At 67.8% G+C, this 16,072-nt stretch carries 13 protein-coding genes and 1 tRNA gene; 7 read left to right on the plus strand and 7 right to left on the minus strand.

From position 1 onward, the window contains the following. Positions 1-13 precede the first annotated feature (13 nt). The gene (locus tag ABIN76_RS00925; RefSeq protein WP_346957840.1) at positions 14-1,198 is read right to left on the minus strand and encodes a MarP family serine protease; all 1,185 of its coding nucleotides are present in this window, start codon (positions 1,196-1,198) and stop codon (positions 14-16) included. Between the two features lie 194 nt (positions 1,199-1,392). Between ABIN76_RS00925 and ABIN76_RS00930 the strand changes: the two genes are divergently transcribed. Continuing rightward, complete coding sequence (locus ABIN76_RS00930) at positions 1,393-2,070, plus strand: Crp/Fnr family transcriptional regulator (RefSeq protein WP_011693220.1); 678 nt, start codon at positions 1,393-1,395, stop codon at positions 2,068-2,070. 416 nt (positions 2,071-2,486) lie between these two features. Here ABIN76_RS00930 and ABIN76_RS00935 read toward each other — a convergent pair whose 3' ends face one another. From ABIN76_RS00935 to ABIN76_RS00945, 3 genes are read right to left on the minus strand one after another with little or no spacing between them, the layout of a single operon-like run. Continuing rightward, positions 2,487-3,398, minus strand: a complete 912-nt coding sequence (locus ABIN76_RS00935) for an NUDIX hydrolase (RefSeq protein ID WP_346957841.1) — start codon at positions 3,396-3,398, stop codon at positions 2,487-2,489. A gap of 17 nt (positions 3,399-3,415) precedes the next feature. Next, positions 3,416-3,985: a RidA family protein gene (locus tag ABIN76_RS00940; RefSeq protein WP_346957842.1), complete on the minus strand. Its 570-nt coding sequence runs from the start codon at positions 3,983-3,985 to the stop codon at positions 3,416-3,418. 2 nt (positions 3,986-3,987) lie between these two features. After that, entirely contained in the window at positions 3,988-4,143 is a 156-nt protein-coding gene (locus tag ABIN76_RS00945) for a DUF4177 domain-containing protein (protein WP_175321496.1), read from the minus strand. 37 nt (positions 4,144-4,180) lie between these two features. On the opposite strand from ABIN76_RS00945, the gene ABIN76_RS00950 reads away from it, so the two are divergent. From ABIN76_RS00950 to ABIN76_RS00970, 5 genes are all read left to right on the plus strand, one after another. Beyond that, a complete protein-coding gene (locus ABIN76_RS00950) occupies positions 4,181-6,490 on the plus strand; it encodes a transglycosylase domain-containing protein (protein ID WP_346957843.1) in 2,310 nt (769 codons plus the stop codon). A 2-nt stretch (positions 6,491-6,492) separates the two neighbouring features. Then, positions 6,493-7,440 (plus strand): metallophosphoesterase, encoded by a 948-nt coding sequence (locus ABIN76_RS00955; RefSeq protein ID WP_346957844.1) that lies wholly within the window; start codon positions 6,493-6,495, stop codon positions 7,438-7,440. 413 nt (positions 7,441-7,853) lie between these two features. Then, positions 7,854-9,671: an ABC transporter ATP-binding protein gene (locus ABIN76_RS00960; protein WP_346957845.1), complete on the plus strand. Its 1,818-nt coding sequence runs from the start codon at positions 7,854-7,856 to the stop codon at positions 9,669-9,671. Continuing rightward, a complete protein-coding gene (locus ABIN76_RS00965; protein WP_346957846.1) occupies positions 9,668-11,500 on the plus strand; it encodes an ABC transporter ATP-binding protein in 1,833 nt (610 codons plus the stop codon). The genes ABIN76_RS00960 and ABIN76_RS00965 overlap by 4 nt, the downstream gene beginning before the upstream one ends. Before the next feature lie 105 nt (positions 11,501-11,605). Further along, positions 11,606-11,682: transfer RNA gene (locus tag ABIN76_RS00970), tRNA-Pro, on the plus strand. 134 nt (positions 11,683-11,816) lie between these two features. On the opposite strand, the gene ABIN76_RS00975 is transcribed toward ABIN76_RS00970, so the two are convergent. Beyond that, positions 11,817-12,035: a hypothetical protein gene (locus ABIN76_RS00975; protein ID WP_346957847.1), complete on the minus strand. Its 219-nt coding sequence runs from the start codon at positions 12,033-12,035 to the stop codon at positions 11,817-11,819. Positions 12,036-12,164: 129 nt separating this feature from the next. Between ABIN76_RS00975 and ABIN76_RS00980 the strand changes: the two genes are divergently transcribed. After that, on the plus strand, positions 12,165-13,430 hold the full coding sequence (locus ABIN76_RS00980; RefSeq protein WP_346957848.1) for a helix-turn-helix transcriptional regulator: 1,266 nt from the start codon (positions 12,165-12,167) through the stop codon (positions 13,428-13,430). Positions 13,431-13,487: 57 nt separating this feature from the next. Here the strand turns inward: ABIN76_RS00980 and ABIN76_RS00985 are convergent, their stop codons facing one another. Together ABIN76_RS00985 and purD are read right to left on the minus strand one after the other, a co-directional pair. Continuing rightward, a complete protein-coding gene (locus ABIN76_RS00985) occupies positions 13,488-14,435 on the minus strand; it encodes a phosphoribosylaminoimidazolesuccinocarboxamide synthase (protein ID WP_346957849.1) in 948 nt (315 codons plus the stop codon). A gap of 2 nt (positions 14,436-14,437) precedes the next feature. Beyond that, entirely contained in the window at positions 14,438-15,763 is a 1,326-nt protein-coding gene (gene purD, locus ABIN76_RS00990) for a phosphoribosylamine--glycine ligase (RefSeq protein ID WP_346957850.1), read from the minus strand. Between the last annotated feature and the right edge of the window lie 309 nt (positions 15,764-16,072).

A 16,072-nucleotide genomic window follows, 5' to 3' on the forward strand; every position in this document is an offset into this window, starting at 1 on the left:
CCTTACTTACCGCTTATTTCTTGATGCACTGGCCGGGCGAGACAGCGCTGCCCAGCCCGGGCGCCCGCGCGGCCACGGGGTCAAGGTCGTTCATGGTGATGGCGAAACCGAGCGAGGCTTCGGAGGTGGATTTCGCGAACACGACGCCGGCCACCTTGCCGTCCATGGTCAGCAGCGGGCCGCCGGAGTTCCCCGGCTGCACGTCGCCGGCCAGCCGGTACACGTCCTCGGCGGCGGCATTGTTGCCGTAGATGTCCGGGACCAGGACGGTGGTGATGTCCCGCACCGTAGCCGGCTTGGACTGGAACGGACCGCCGTGCGGGTAGCCGGCAAAAGCCGCCGGGCTGCCGGAGGGCAGGTTCCGGCTTAGGGGCAGCGGCGCGGAGCGCAGCCCGTCCACGGCCAGCACCGCGAGGTCATGCTGGCTGTCGAAGTAGACGACCCGGCCGGGGAGCGCCCCGCCGCCCGGAACCTCCACCACGGGCTCCGGTACGCCGGCCACCACGTGGGCGTTCGTCACAACCCGGCCGGGCGAGACCACAAAGCCGGTTCCGGTCTGGTTCTGGCCGCACTGGTAGGCGGTTCCGGCGATCTTCAGGACGGACGCGGCGGCCTTGTTCAGCGCCGGGGTGTCCGTGCTGGCGTCCGGGACCGGCACGGGCCGGCCTCCGACGTCGCCTTCGAACAGGGTAGGAATCCCGTCACCGATGACGGCGGAGCGCAATTGGGCCATGGACGTCTTCAGCGGCGTCGGAGTGACGCCGTCGATGAACCCGATCACCTTGGAATCGGCCAGTTGCTGGGAAACAAAGGGGACACCGAGGGCGCTGATGCTGAACGCCAGCATGGACATCACGAGCGCCGACACGGCGAGGTTGACGCCGCCGCCGACGACGCGGTCGGCCAGCCGGAGCGGGCTGATCCTGACCACGCTGCGGAGGCGCCGACCGATCATGGTGCCCAGCCCGTGCCCCACCATCATCAGCAGGACAGCGGCGGCGATGATCGCGGTGAGCCGCCAGCCCGGGTCGCCGACGAGGTCGCTGACGATCGGCACGGATACGAAGGCGGCCACGGCGCCTGCCGCAAATCCCGCGATGCCGCCAAGTGTCACCAGGAAGCCGTTGCGCAGCCCGTAGATCAGGTAGGACAAGAGCGTCAGGATCAACGCCAGGTCCAAGATGGTCAAGCCGAACACCGGGGCTCCTTAATGACTGGTAAGACCCCCATTCTACCGGCGCAGGCTGACAGTTTGGCGGGCGCCCGCGGCAGGGGCCGCCCGTCACGCGCCCGCCGTTTCGCGCGTTTCGGTGCCAACTACGTCACAGAAGCCGCAAAATTCTGAAACAATGGCGGAAGCGCCCCAGCCGACACAGTAAGTCAGGAGATTTCATGGATATCGAGGTATTGCGCCGCGCACCCCTTTTCGCCACGCTCGACGACGAGGCGTTCCGTCTGCTGACGGACGAGCTCACCGAGGTGGACCTCTCACGCGGAGCCTCGGTTTTCCGGGAAGGCGACCAGGGTGACCAGCTCTACTTCATCGTCTCCGGCAAGGTGAAGCTCGGCCGCACCTCCCCCGACGGCCGCGAATCCCTGCTCGCCATCCTCGGCCCGGGCGAACTCTTCGGCGAAATGGCGCTGTTCGACCCGAGTCCCCGCACCGCCACGGCCACCGCCGTCTCCGAAACCCGACTGGCCGGGCTGAAGAACGAGAGCCTCAACGCCCTGCTGCGCACCCGCCCGGAGGTCTCGGCCCAGCTGCTGCAGGCCCTCGCCCGCCGCCTGCGCCGCACCAACGACTCGCTCTCCGACCTCGTCTTCTCGGATGTCCCCGGCCGCGTGGCCAAGGCGCTGCTGGACCTGGCCGACCGCTTCGGCCGCCCCGCCACGGACGGCGTCCTCGTGGCCCACGAACTCACCCAGGAAGAACTGGCCCAGCTGGTCGGCGCTTCCCGCGAGACCGTCAACAAGGCCCTCGCCGAGTTCGTCCAGCGCGGCTGGCTGCGCCTGGAAGCCCGCGCCGTCGTCATCCTCGACATGCAGCGCCTCCGGCAGCGCTCCCGCTAAAGGTTCCTCGCAGCTCTACAGTGCATGCCGAAGGCCGGCCCGTCGAAACGGGCCGGCCTTCGGTGTTTAAGCCGGGCTAGGGTGGGTGCAGGTGGCAGGTGTTCTCCGGGCCCCCTCCGGAGGGACATGCTCATCCTTTGAACCGAAGCACCGAGGGACATGCTCATCCTTGGACGTCGGGCGTGGACATAAACCCACTATGTCCAACGCTCATGCCGCGCGGGGGGCATGTCCCGTGGTCACACCGAAGCACCGAAGCACCGAAGCACCGAAGCACCGAGGGACATGCTCATCCTTGGACGTCGGGCGTGGACATAAACCCACTATGTCCAACGCTCAAGCCGCGCGGGGGTCATGTCCGGTGGTCGAGCCGAGGCTCCGGCGGACATGCCCCGGGCCCATATCGGCCGGGCCGGTCAGCGTTCGCGCTGCGGTTCCCCGGCGACGGTCTTGGCCGCCTCGACCTCCAGCATGAGCCTGCCGTCTTCCTCCACCAGGGTCGGCTGGTAGGCGTGGGCCTTGCGTTTGTAGCTGAGGTAGGCGATGCAGCCGTTCGCGGCGGCCATTTTCTCCAGCATGATCTCCGAGCCCGGGACCAGGAGCTGACCGAGCGTCAGTCCCACCGTGTTCGGCTGGCCCACCTCGTCGCCCAGGGCTGTGGTGTCACGCCCGGCAACGACCTTGCGGACACACACCCACCGGCCCCACACCCCCTTGCTGGCCAGCAGCGAGGGCTGCTGGTTCATCGGGACCGTCGCGGCGAAGTACCGGGTGTTGAAGCGGCGGTGGGCGAAGTCGGGGCTCAGCCAGTTCACCAGCGGCTTGAGCAGGTCCGTCCGCACCGAGAGCCCGCGCTTGGCGAGCACATCGGTGAACGACTTTTCCTGCTCTGCCACGGCCTCCCGGGCGCGCATCCACTCGGGCGTGGAGGTTCCCTCCACCGTGGTGGACAAATCCGGACCGGCCAGCAGGACCCCGGTCTCCTCGAACAGCTCGCGGATGGCGCCCACCACGTGGCGTCGCGCCAGCCCGACGTCGGGCGTCCCCATCTGCTCGGCCCACCACTGCGGCGGCGGCCCTAGCCAGCCCACCGCGTCGTCGTCGGACGCTTCAAGCGAGCCGCCCGGAAAAGCGAGCACGCCCAGCGGCGAGGACCCGGGCCGGTAGCCCAGCCAGGCCTCCAGGCCGGTGGGCGAATCCCGCAGCAGGACCACGGAGGAGGCGAAACGGGGGGCGCGGGGGGTCCGCTCGCCGTGTTCAATCCAGCTGCGGGCAGCCCCCTCCAGGTCCGGGGGGAGGACAAACAGGCGTCGAGCTAAGTGCGGCAAGGGAAACGACCGGCCCTCTAGGCGAATTCAGCGATCAGTTCGACCTCGACCGGAGAGTCGAGCGGCAGAACTGAAACGCCGACGGCGGAACGTGCGTGCTGGCCGGCGTCGCCAAGGACCTTGCCCAGGAGCTCGGAGGCGCCGTTGATGACACCGGGCTGGCCGGTGAAGGAGGGATCGGAGGAGACGAAACCGACCACCTTGACGATCCGGGTGATGCGGTCCAGATCACCGATCACGCTCTTGACGGCGGCCAGGGCGTTGACAACGCAGACCTCGGCGTAGCGCTTGGCTGCTTCCGGCGACACGGTCGGCTCGTCCGAGGTGGCCTCGGTCCCGGAGGAGACCTTGCCGGTGGCCTCGAGCTTGCCGTTAATGAACGGCAGCTGGCCGGAAGTGTAAACGTGGTTGCCGGAGATCACGGCCGGGACGTAGGCGGCCACCGGGGCGGCGACCTCCGGGAGCTCCAGTCCAAGCTCGGCGAGGCGCTGTTCGACGGCGGACGACGCGCCGGTGCGGCCGGCGCTTTCCGCCGCGCCGGCGGGGCTCGAACCCTTGGCCGGGGCCGCCGTTTCGGGGGTGCTCATGGCTAGTTCTTCTCCCGCTTCAGGTAGGCAACCAGGCCGTTTCCATCGGGGCCCGGAACAACCTGCACCAGCTCCCAGCCGTCGTCGCCCCACTGATCCAGGATCTGCTTGGTGGCGTGGATAATGAGCGGAATCGTGGCGTACTCCCATTTGGTCATGAAGTAAAGCCTAGTCCTTGCCGGTAAAGTGGAAAACATGGCGACTGGTAAGAACCCTTTATTCGACACGGCCACCACCCTCGGAAAGCTGGTCCTTTTCCTGGGCGTGAGCGCTATCTGTGGCGTCCTGGTGGCGGGACTCCTGGTCCCCGCGGCAGCCGTCTCCGGCAACACCGCGAGCGGTTCGATCAAATTTTTCGAGGCCCTGCCGGCCGAACTGAAGGTTGAGCCGCCCAGCCAGTCGACCAAGATCCTGGCCTCGGACGGCAGCGTCATCGCCACGATCTATAAAGAGAACCGCACCCGCGTCTCGCTGGACCAGATGTCGCCGTTCATCAAGGACGCGGTAATCGCCATTGAGGACAGCCGCTTCTACGAACACGGCGGCGTGGACACCACCGGTATTCTGCGTGCATTGGTCGCCACCGCACGCGGCAACAAGCAGGGTGCCTCGACCATCACCCAGCAGTACGTGAACAACGTCATCAACTCTTCCCTGGAGTCCGAGGGCAAGGGCGACCAGGTCCTGCTCAACGGCGTTAACAAAGGCGTCGGGGACAAGCTTCGCGAGATGAAGCTGGCGATCGCCCTGGAGAAGAAGTTCACCAAGGAGCAAATCCTTGAGGGCTACCTGAACATCGTGTTCTTCAACCGCGATGCCTACGGCATCGAAGCCGCGTCCCGGCTGTTCTTCAGCACGTCCGCCAAGAACCTGACGTTGCCGCAGGCGGCGCTCCTGGCCGGCGTGGTGAACAGTCCGTCCTTCTACGACCCGATCTCCAACCCGGACAACGCCAAGGTCCGCCGCGACCTTGTGCTCAAGGCCATGCTCACCCAAGGGAAGATCAAGCAGGCGCAATACGACGCCGCCGTCGCCACCCCGGTCAAGACCAAGGTGACCCAGCCGCGCCAGGGCTGCGCCTACTCCCCCACCGCCCCATATTTCTGCGACTACGTGCTGCACCTGCTGCTCAACAACCCGGCCTACGGCGCAGACGCCAAGGAACGCGAGCGGAAAGTCTTCCGCGGCGGCCTGACCATCAAGACCACGCTGGAACCGGCGGCCCAGAAGGCAGCCCAGGCGCAGGTGGATGCCGCCGCTGGCGCGAACCCGGACAAGTGGGGCGCCGCGCTGGTCTCCGTTGAACCGGGCACCGGCAAGATCACCAACATGGCGCAGAACACCAGGTGGCTGCCGGCCAAGGGGAAGTTCGACACCCAGATCAACTTCAACGTCGATAAGTACGATGAGAAGGGCCAGGACCTCGGCGGCCTCGGCGGCGCACAACCCGGATCCACTATGAAGCCCTTCACCTTCGCCGAATGGCTGGACGAGGGCAAGTCGATGAACACCATTGTGGATGGCTCGGTGCGCGAGTACCGGACCGGTTTCCCTTGGCGGAACTCGTGCGGCAACACCGTGGGCGCCTACAGCACAGCCGAGAAGGACGCCGGCGGGAACGCCGCGGACGACCTGCAGAACGCCGAAGAGGGGTACTACCGGCCCATGACGGTCCTGAAGGGCCTCTACAACTCGATCAACACGATCACCTTCGCTGCCGCCGCGCAGCTCGACTTCTGCGGGATCCAGCGGATTGTGGACGCGGTCGGCATCCACAACGGCCTGGACAACAATCCGGTCGACATGTCACGGCTCCCCAACCTGCTGGGTTCCACCCAGACGGCCCCGCTGACCATGGCCAGCGCGTTTGCCACCTTCGCGAACGACGGCCGGTACTGCGCGCCGATGGCGATCACCTCGGTGACGGATGCGTCCGGCGCCAAGCTGCCAGCCCAGGCACCGAACTGCCGGGACGCCATCAAGCCGGAGGTTGCCAAGGGCGTGAACTATGCGCTGCAGGAGGTCCTGAACCGCGGGTCGGGTTCGCTGATCCAGCCGCGCATTTCCACCGTCACCAACTTCCCGATCGCTGCCAAGACCGGTACCTCAAACAACAACGGCTCCACCTGGGTGGTCGGCCACACCACCGGGCTCGCGACGGCCGCCTGGTTCGGCGACCCGCTCGGCAGCCAGGGGCGCGCCGGGCAGAACATCACGGTGAACGGCCAGTTCTACCAGGGCATCGACGGCTACATGATCGCCGGCCCGATGTTCTCCAAGTTCATGGCCCAGATCGCCCCGTCGCACGGAACCGAGCCGTTCCCGGAGCCGCCGTCGAACCTGCTCTATGGCGACACACCGTCGTACCAGCAGCCCAACACGGAGTCCGGCAACACGAACAATAACGGCAACACCAACAACAACCCGGCTCCGGCGACGCAGAACCCCGCGCCGTCCGAACCGCCGGCAACCTCGGGCCCGACGAAGCCCGGAAAGAACAAGTAGCCATGGCCGGCGGATCTGCCCTGGCAAGCCGCGCCCGAAGCATCGGGCGCGGCTTTGCCGTCACCACCGCCCTTGGAGCCGCCGCGGGGGCCGCCGCGACCGGCTACGGGCTGTGGGAGAAGAACCAGTTTGTGCTCCGGGAGGAGAGCCTCCCCATCCTGCCGCCGGGGTTCGGACCGATGCGTGTGCTGCACCTGAGCGACATCCACTTTGTGCCCGGCCAGCACCGCAAGGCCGCGTGGCTGCAATCCCTCGCCGGGCTGAAACCGGACCTGGTGGTGAACACCGGCGACAACCTCAGCCACGTCAAAGCCGTCGACCCCGTGCTGGAGGCCCTGCGGCCCCTGATGGATTTCCCAGGCGTCTTCGTCCCCGGGTCCAACGACTACTTCGCGCCGCAGCTGAAGAACCCCGCCTCCTACCTGCTGGGACCGTCCAAGTCCCGGCCGGATCCCATAGCGCTGGACTGGCCGCGGCTTCGCTCCGGCTTCGGCATGGGCGGCTGGGTGGACCTGACAAACCGCTGCCAGTCGCTGGTGATCAACGGCCTGCGGGTGGATTTTTCCGGCGTGGACGATCCGCACCTGCGCCTGGAACGGTACGCCGGCTGGCCCCGGGGCACCAGGGGCCAGGACGCCAAACCGCACCTGCGCGTCGCCGTCGCCCACGCACCCTACCAGCGCGTGCTGGACCACTTCACCGAGGACGGCGCGGACCTGCTGCTGGCCGGCCACACCCACGGCGGCCAGATCTGCGTTCCGGGCTACGGGGCGCTTGTTGCCAACTGCGACCTGCCCACTTGGCGGGCCAAGGGCCTGCACGACTGGGAAAGCAAGGGACGTACGACGCCGGTGAACGTCTCGGGTGGCATCGGCACCTCGCGCTTCGCCCCGGTCCGGATCGCCTGCAAGCCCGAAGCTGTCCTGCTCACCCTGACCGCCCGCCCCTGAGCCCGCCGGGCGTCCCTGCGCGCCTTCGCCGGCGCCGGGCGCCTTCGCCGGGCATCCCTAAGCGCCTGGCTCCGGGCGCGCCTGTTCCGGACACGTGCTCCGGATGGACATGTCCCCTCCCGGAGCGGGCTTTCCAGGGGACATGCCCAGTCTTCACGACCGGCGACGGACATAACGGCACCATGCCCACTCTCGGCGTCCAAGTATGGGCATGTCCCCAAGCGCGTTCAGCAGGACCTGGCCGCGGGACCCGCGCGTGCGGACAGGCAGCATTGCGGAACATAATTACTGGGCCAGATGTGCGAACGGCGCGATATCCTGTGAACCGGGTCACGGGATGGCCTAGGGTAGTTGCTACAGGAAACTACATCCAGTTGCGTAATCCACTTCGCAGTTGCCCCTAAGAAGCAGGCATGGCCAAGCAGACTCCGTTTTTCTCATCCATCAGCCGTCTCTATCCGCACGTCAGACCGATCATGCCGCGGCTGGTTTTGGGGCTGCTCTGCGCCTTGCTGGCCAGCCTGGTCGCCCTGGCCATCCCGCAGGTGCTGCGCGTGCTCGTCAACGACTGGTTGCGGCCCGGCGGCAGCAGCGAGGCCGTCTGGATAGCCTCCGCGGTGATCCTGCTGCTCGGTATCGCCGAGGCCGGGCTCGTGGCGCTGCGCCGCCAGTTCGTCATCAACCCGGCCACCACAGTGGAAACCCGGATGCGGGTCTCGCTGTACGACCACCTGCAGGACCTGACCGTCTCCTTCCATGACCGCTGGGGCTCCGGGCAGCTGCTCTCGCGCGCCATGACGGACCTGAACTTCCTCCGGCGCTGGATGGCGTTCGGTGCGATCATGCTCGTGGTCACCACGCTGACCGTGGTGATCGGCGCCGTCGTGATGTTCTCGATGAGCTGGCAGCTCGCCCTGATCTTCCTGGCCGCCGCCGTGCCGATCATGATCTACGGCTTCCGCTTCCGGACCCGCTTCAGCAAGGTGGCCCGCCGCAGCCAGGACCAGGCGGGTGACCTCGCCACCACGGTCGAGGAGTCCGTCCACGGCATCCGCGTGCTCAAGGCCTTCGGGCGCAGCCGCGAGGCGCTGGAAAACTTCAACGAACAGGCCGAGGAGCTCCGCCAGACGGAGATCGCCAAGGCCAAGCACCTGGCAGCCTTCAGCCTCGTCGTCACCCTGCTGCCCGAGCTGGCCCTCGGCGCCGGGCTGGTGGTCGGCATCATGCTGGCGGCGGACGGGCAGCTGAGCATCGGCGCGCTCGTGGCGTTTTTCGCCACCGCCGCCGTGATCGCCGCCCCGGTGGAGTTCTGCGGCATGCTGCTGGCCATGGCGCTCACCGCCAAGACCGCGGTGGACCGGCACTTCGAGGTGATGGACTCGGTCAACACCATCACCAGCCCGCCGCAGCCGCGCCGCCCCACAGACCTCAAAGGCGCCCTGGGCTTCCACAACGCCACCTTCGCCTTCGAAGACGCGCCGGACAAGCCGATCCTCAAGGACATCTGCCTGGACATACGGCCCGGCGAGACCATGGCCCTGGTGGGCATCACCGGCAGCGGCAAGAGCGCCCTGCTGCAGCTGGTGCCGCGCCTGTTCGAGGTGACGGCGGGCTCGGTCACGATCGACGGCGTGGACCTGCGGGACTTCAGCGTGGAGGAGCTGCGCAGCGTCGTCGCCGTCGCGTTCGAGGACACCACCCTGTTTTCCAGTTCCGTCCGTGACAATGTGCTGCTTGGGGTCCCGGGCCACGAGTCCGCGGAGCGCCGCGAGCAGATCCTGGCCGAGGCGCTGGACACCGCCCAGGCCCACTTCGCGCACTCCCTGCCGGAGGGCCTTGACACGCTGATCGGCGAGGAGGGCCTGAGCCTGTCCGGCGGACAACGGCAGCGCATCGCCCTGGCGAGGGCCGTCGCGGCCCAGCCGAAGGTGCTGGTCCTGGACGACCCGCTCTCCGCGCTGGACGTCAACACCGAGGAGCTCGTCGAGGCCCGGCTGCGCGAGGTGCTGGCGGACACCACCACCCTCATCGTCGCCCACCGGCCCTCCACCGTCGCCCTGGCCGACCGGGTGGCGCTGCTGGAGGACGGCCGGATTGCCGCCGTCGGAACCCACACCGAACTGCTCGCGGAGAACAGCCACTACCGCTACGTCATCGCCAGCCTGGACCCGGAACCGCGGGACCTCGACTCCGAATTGTCCGCGCTCGAGGCCGAGGAGGTGTCCCGATGAGCACTGCCACCTTCGGCACCGCCAACGAGGACAATGCGCACCTGTCCAAGTCCGACAGCAGGGCCGTCCGCCGCCGCTCGCTGGCCCTGCTCGGCTCGCTGATCCGCCCGGTCCGCCGGCGCTTCTGGCTGACCATCGCCGCCGTCGTGCTGTCCCAGGCCGCCCGCGTGGCCGGGCCGGCGCTGATCGCCTTCGGGATCGACCATGCCCTGCCCGCCCTGCGCGCCGGGGACAACGTCCCGCTGGTGTGGGCCGGCGCCGCCTACCTCGCCGCGGCCGTGGCGACGGCCGGGCTGACAGCACTGTACGTCACCTCGACGGCGCGGCTGAGCCAGGCGATGCTGCTGGACTTGCGCGTCCGGGTTTTCCGGCAGACCCAGCGGCTGAGCCTGGAATTCCACGAGAAGTACACCTCGGGCCGCATCATCGCCCGGCAGACCTCGGACCTTGAGGCCCTGCGTGAACTCCTTGATTCCGGGGTCAGCTCGCTCGCCTCCGGGATGCTGTTTATGGTCTTCACCGCCATCACCGTGTTCGCCCTGGACTGGCGCAGTGGGCTGCTGGTGCTCGCCGCCGGCGTGCCGATGTACTTCCTGGCCCGCTGGTACCAGAAGCACTCGCAGATCGCGTTCCGGGAATCCCGCGTCGTCTCGGCCCGGCTGATCGTGCACTTCGTCGAGACCATGACCGGCATCCGCGCCGTCAAGGCCTTCCGCAAGGAGCGCCAGAACGCTGAGCGCTACGCGGAGCTCTCCGAGGACTACCGGAAAGTGACCGTCCGCTCCATCAACCTCAACGGCGTCTTCCAGCCCGGCCTGGTGCTGATCGGGAACGTCTGCGTCGCCGTCGTGCTGCTCACCGGCGGCTTCCGGGTCCTCACCGGCGAGCTCGCCGTGGGCGTGCTGCTGGCGCTGATCCTCTCCGCCAAGCGCTTCTTCCAGCCGGTGGACCAGATGGCGATGTTCTACAACTCGTTCCAGAGCGCGCAGGCCGCGCTGGAGAAGGTCTCCGGGCTGTTGGAGGAAGTGCCCACCGTCCGGCCGCCGCAGAACCCGGTAGCTTTGCCCGCGGCGAAGGGCAGAATTGATTTCGAGAACGTCGAGTTCCGCTACGGCGACGGCCCGGTCATTATCCCCGCGATGGACCTGCACATCCCCGCCGGCCAGACGGTCGCCCTGGTGGGCGAGACTGGCGCGGGGAAGTCGACGCTGGCCAAGCTGATCGCGCGGTTCTACGACGTCTCCTCCGGCTCACTCACGCTCGACGGCGTGGATCTGCGGCAGCTGACGACGGCGGACCTGCGCCGGAACGTCGTGATGGTCACCCAGGAGGCATTCCTGTTCAGCGGCTCCGTGGCGGACAACATCGCGCTGGGCCGGCCCGAGGCCTCCCGGCAGGAAATCGAGGACGCCGCGAAGGCCGTGGGCGCCCACGAGTTCATCACGGCGCTGCCCGAGGGCTACGACACCGACGTCAACAAACGCGGCGGCCGGGTTTCAGCCGGGCAGCGCCAGCTGATCAGCTTCGCCCGGGCCTTCCTGGCCCGGCCCGCCGTCCTGATCCTGGATGAGGCCACGTCCTCGCTGGACATCCCCTCGGAACGGATGGTCCAGGCCGGGCTGGCCAGCCTGCTGCAGGGCGTCAGTTCCGGCGAGGCAGGCCGCACCGCGCTGATCATTGCGCACCGGCTCTCCACTGTGGAGACCGCCGACCGCGTGCTGGTGGTCCATGACGGCCGCGTGGTGGAGGACGGCACCCCCGCGGAGCTGATCGGCGGCGGCGGGCGATTCGCCAAGCTGCACGGCGCCTGGAAGGACTCGCTGGTCTGAGCCGACTACCCCGAGCGCGCCTCCGATGTCACCGCTCCCGGGCCCGATTTCGCATCCGGGGCAGGAATCGGATACTCTTGTGAAGTTGCTTTTGAAGTAACGGATCGGGATGTGGCGCAGCTTGGTAGCGCGCGTCGTTCGGGACGACGAGGTCGCAGGTTCAAATCCTGTCATCCCGACCAGTCAAAAGAGGGCCTTCCAATGGAGGGCCCTCTTTTGTGCTTTCAACCGGGGTGCGGCAATCGACGCGGGGTTCAGGGCAAAAAACAGCCCCGGGACGTCCTTGGCGGGCGTCCCGGGGCTGTCGGAGCGTTGGTTACATCGGGTCGGGCCAGTTGCCGACGTTGGTGGAGTAGGTCATCGGGTCCGGCCAGTTGCCGACGGCCGATGCCGTACGCATGGGGTCCGGCCAGTTGCCAACGGCGGTGATGTTGGTGGTATCGGCGATGGAACCTGCGGACAGAACGGCCGGAGCCGCTGCGGAGAAAGCCAGGGCGCCTGCGAGAACCGCGCCGGCTGCAATCTTCTTCAACATAGAGTTCCTCATTTTGAGTCGGAGTCGTTACCAAGTCAGCACTGCCCTTGTTGACACACATTGTAAAATGTTTTCCACAGAGACTGTCAAGCATTTAGTATATGAAGTGTCCGGAATGAGGTGGTATCCGTGGGGAACGGATTCGGAGAAAAACTCCGCGCGGAACGGCTGGAGCGTGGGCTCACGCAGGCGGAACTGGGGAAGGATCTGTTCTCGCCCAGCTACATCTCGCTGCTCGAAACCGGGCGCCGGGAACCTACCGCGGAGGTCATCGAGGAGCTCGCCCGCCGGCTTGAGCTCGCGCCGAAAGCCCTGGAAGCCTGGAGCCAGCCTGTCTCCGTCAGCGACGCCGAATACGTGCTGGCAGGACTGTATGCCCGGCAGGCTTGGGATCTGCGGGACTACCCGCTCGCGGCAGTCCATGCTGCATCAGCCGCCCAAATCGCGCTGGAGGCAAAAAACACCAGCGCCTGGTGGAACATGACCTACATGCAGGCCGAATGCCTAATCAAGCAGGGCATGTGGGCCGAATGCAAGGCGATCGTCCAGCGGTTGCTGGACCACCCGATGGCTGCCGAATCGGCCGGCCTGGGCGTACGGGCCCGGCAGATGCTGGCCGCAGCCGCCCAGGGCCAGGGCCAGCTGACCGCTGCGGTGGAGAACGCCCAGGAAGCGGTGCGGCTCTGCGCCCAGCTGCCTAAGGGCTCCACCCTGATCATCGGGGCGCTGCGGGCACTCATCGGTGCCCTCGCCGAAAGCGGCCGGCTCGATGAGGCCTGGAAATACTGCCAGGACATGAACGAACAAATGGACGACCAATCCATGTCCCAGCTCGCCGGCGAAGTCGCCTGGGTGGTGGGAAACGTGGCCTTTATGCGGCATGACTACGCCGAGGGCATCAAGTACCACGAGAAGGCCGCCAAGCTGCTCTCCCCCGCGAACGACATCGACCTCTGGGCCAGGTTCAACAAAGCCTCCGCCGCCGTCCGCCTGTCGTCGGGGATCGTCGAACCGGAAACCCTGTCCTCGATCGAACGCGCCGAACTGGCCCTCTCCATCGTCGGCGGCAACAAGACCGACCAGCTGGAGGTGGCCTTCATCCGGGCACGCTGGCTCTACCTCACCGGGGACATCGTGGGAGCGGTCCAAAAACTCCGGGAGATCCACCAGGAACGCAACGTCCTCGCGAAGCACACAGCCGGCGAGGTGTCGCTTTTGCTCGGCAAGGCGCTCAAGGCCGCCGGCGAATCCGAGGAGGCCCTCGTTTACCTGGATGAAGCCCAGAAGGAGTTCAGCGCCGCCGGCGCCTCAGACCGGGTGCAGCAGGCCATGGACGCCGTGCTGGAAATCCGGCTCGCCCAGCGCCGCGCCGAAGCCGCGGCCGCGGGAAGCTAGCTCCCCCGGCCCCGGCAAGACGACGCCGGCCAGCCGGCGTCAGCTATCCGAAGGACGCTAGGCGAAGGTCCGGCCGGTGAGCAACTCGTAGGCCTCCACGTAGCGGCTGCGGGTGCGGTCGACGACGTCGGCCGGCAGTGCCGGCGGAGGCGTGTCGGAGGACTTGTCCCAGCCCGACGCGGCCGAGGTCAGCCAGTCGCGGACATACTGCTTGTCATACGACGGCTGCGCCTGGCCCGGCTGGTAGGTCGCGGCGTCCCAGAAACGCGAGGAGTCCGGGGTCAGGACCTCGTCGCCGAGCGTGATCACGCCGGTCGCGGCGTCGATGCCGAACTCCACCTTGGTGTCGGCCAGGATGATGCCGCGGCCGCGGGCGATCTCCTCGGCCTTGGTGTAGATCTGCAGGGTCAGCTCCCGGAGCCGCCCCGCGGTGTCCTCGCCCACCAGGCCGACGACGGCGTCATAGGTGATGTTCTCGTCGTGCTCGCCCACCTCGGCCTTCGCGGAGGGGGTGAAGATGGCCTCGGCGAGCCGGGAGCCGTCCACCAGGCCCGCCGGCAGCGGAATGCTGCACACGGTGCCGGACTGCCGGTATTCGGCCAGCCCGGAGCCGGTCAGGTAGCCGCGGGCGATGCATTCCACCGGGAACATGTCGAGCTTTTTGCAGATCATGGCGCGGCCCTCGACCGCGGCGGGTACGCCGCCGTCGACCGTGGACGCGAGCACGTGGTGCTCCACGCCCAGCTGCTCGAACCACCACAGGCTCAGCTGGGTGAGGATGCGGCCCTTGTCCGGGATCTCGCTGGCGAGCACGTGGTCGTAGGCGCTGATCCGGTCACTGGCCACCACCAGGACGCACTCGTGGCCGACTCGCTCGGTAATGGACGCGTCCGCCGGCACATACAGGTCGCGGACCTTGCCGGAATAGACATGCTTCCAACCGGGCAGGTCCAGCGTCTCGGTCTGCAGGCCGCCGGCGGGCCCGACGGATTCCGTGGCGTTCATGCTCAGCCCTTCGCTTTCGCGGCGGCGGCAGCGACAGCAGAGGCTGTGCCGGGCGCCGTCACCTTGATTTCGCCGCGGGCGGCCTTGCCGCCGATGTCGGTGCGGAACTGGCCGCCGTCGAGCTGGACCAGCTCGACGCCGTCGTACGCCCGTTCGCGGGCCTCAACGAGGTCCGTCCCGAGCGCCACCACGGCGAGGACGCGGCCGCCGGCGGAGACCACCTTGCCCTCGTCGTCGAGTTTGGTGCCGGCGTGGATGACGTGCACGCCCTCGATCGCCTCGACCTTCTTGAGGCCGCGGATCCGGTCCCCGGTCCGCGGCGTGCCGGGATAGTTTTCGGCGGCGACGACGACGGCGACCGCCGACTCCCGGGACCAGCGCAGCGGCTGGACTTTGTCCAGTTCGCCCTTCGCCGCGGCCATCAGCAGGCCGCCGAGGGGCGTCTTGAGCCGGGCGAGGACGGCCTGGGTTTCGGGGTCGCCGAAGCGGACGTTGAACTCGATGACTCGGGTGCCGCGGGAGGTCAGGGCGAGGCCGACGAACAGCACGCCGACGAACGGGGTGCCGCGGTGGGCCATCTGGTTGACGGTGGGCTGCGCGACCCGGTCGATGACTTCCTGGACGAGCCCTTCGGGGGCCCAGTCCAGCGGGGTGTAGGCGCCCATGCCGCCGGTGTTGGGGCCCTCGTCGTTGTCGTAGATGCGCTTGAAATCCTGTGCCGGGGAGAGCGCCACCGTGGTGCTGCCGTCGCAGAGGACAAACACGGAGACCTCGGGGCCGTCGAGGAATTCCTCGATCACCACGGTGCCGCCGGCGTCGAAGCAGCTCTGCGCATGGGCCAGCGCCTCGTCCCGGTCTCGGGTGACGACGACGCCCTTGCCGGCGGCGAGTCCGTCATCCTTCACGACGTAGGGGGCGCCGAAGGTGTCGAGTGCGTCGGCGGCTTCCTCGGCGTTAGACGCCACCCGGGCCATCGCGGTGGGCACCCCGGCCTCGGCCATGACTTCCTTGGCGAACGCCTTGGAGGCCTCGAGCTGGGCGGCGGCTTTGCTGGGACCGAAGACGGGGATCCCGGCGTCGCGGACCGCGTCGGAGACGCCGGCGGCCAGCGGGGCTTCGGGGCCGACCACCACGAGGTCGACGGCGAGTTTGGTCGCCAGCGCGGCGACGGCGTCGGGATCGTTCGCGTCGATGGCGTGTGTGGGGACCAGCTTGCTGATACCGGCGTTGCCCGGGGCCGCATGGACCTCGGAAACATTGGGGTCGGCGAGCAAGGATCGGACAATGGCGTGTTCGCGGCCGCCGGGGCCGATGACAAGTACCTTCACAGTTCCCAAGGGTACTTTGTGGACCGTGCAGGCTCCTAAGCTGTGACCGCCACGGGACATGCCCAGTCCCGGCGCCTCGTCCCGGCCACTTATGCCCAGGCCGGCCACAGGACATGCCCAGTCCCCGCCGCACCCACTGCACATAATGCGCATATGTCCAGTGCTCACGCCGCAGGGAGGGCATGTCCAGTCCACGCGCCTCGTCCCCGCCACTTGTGCCCAGGCCGGCCACGGGACATGCCCAATCCCCGCCGCACCCACTCGACATGCCCAGTGCCGGCCGCGGACAATCCGCGGGGCCCACCGCTC

This window comes from uncultured Arthrobacter sp., from assembly GCF_964021775.1.
GTDB lineage: Bacteria > Actinomycetota > Actinomycetes > Actinomycetales > Micrococcaceae > Arthrobacter.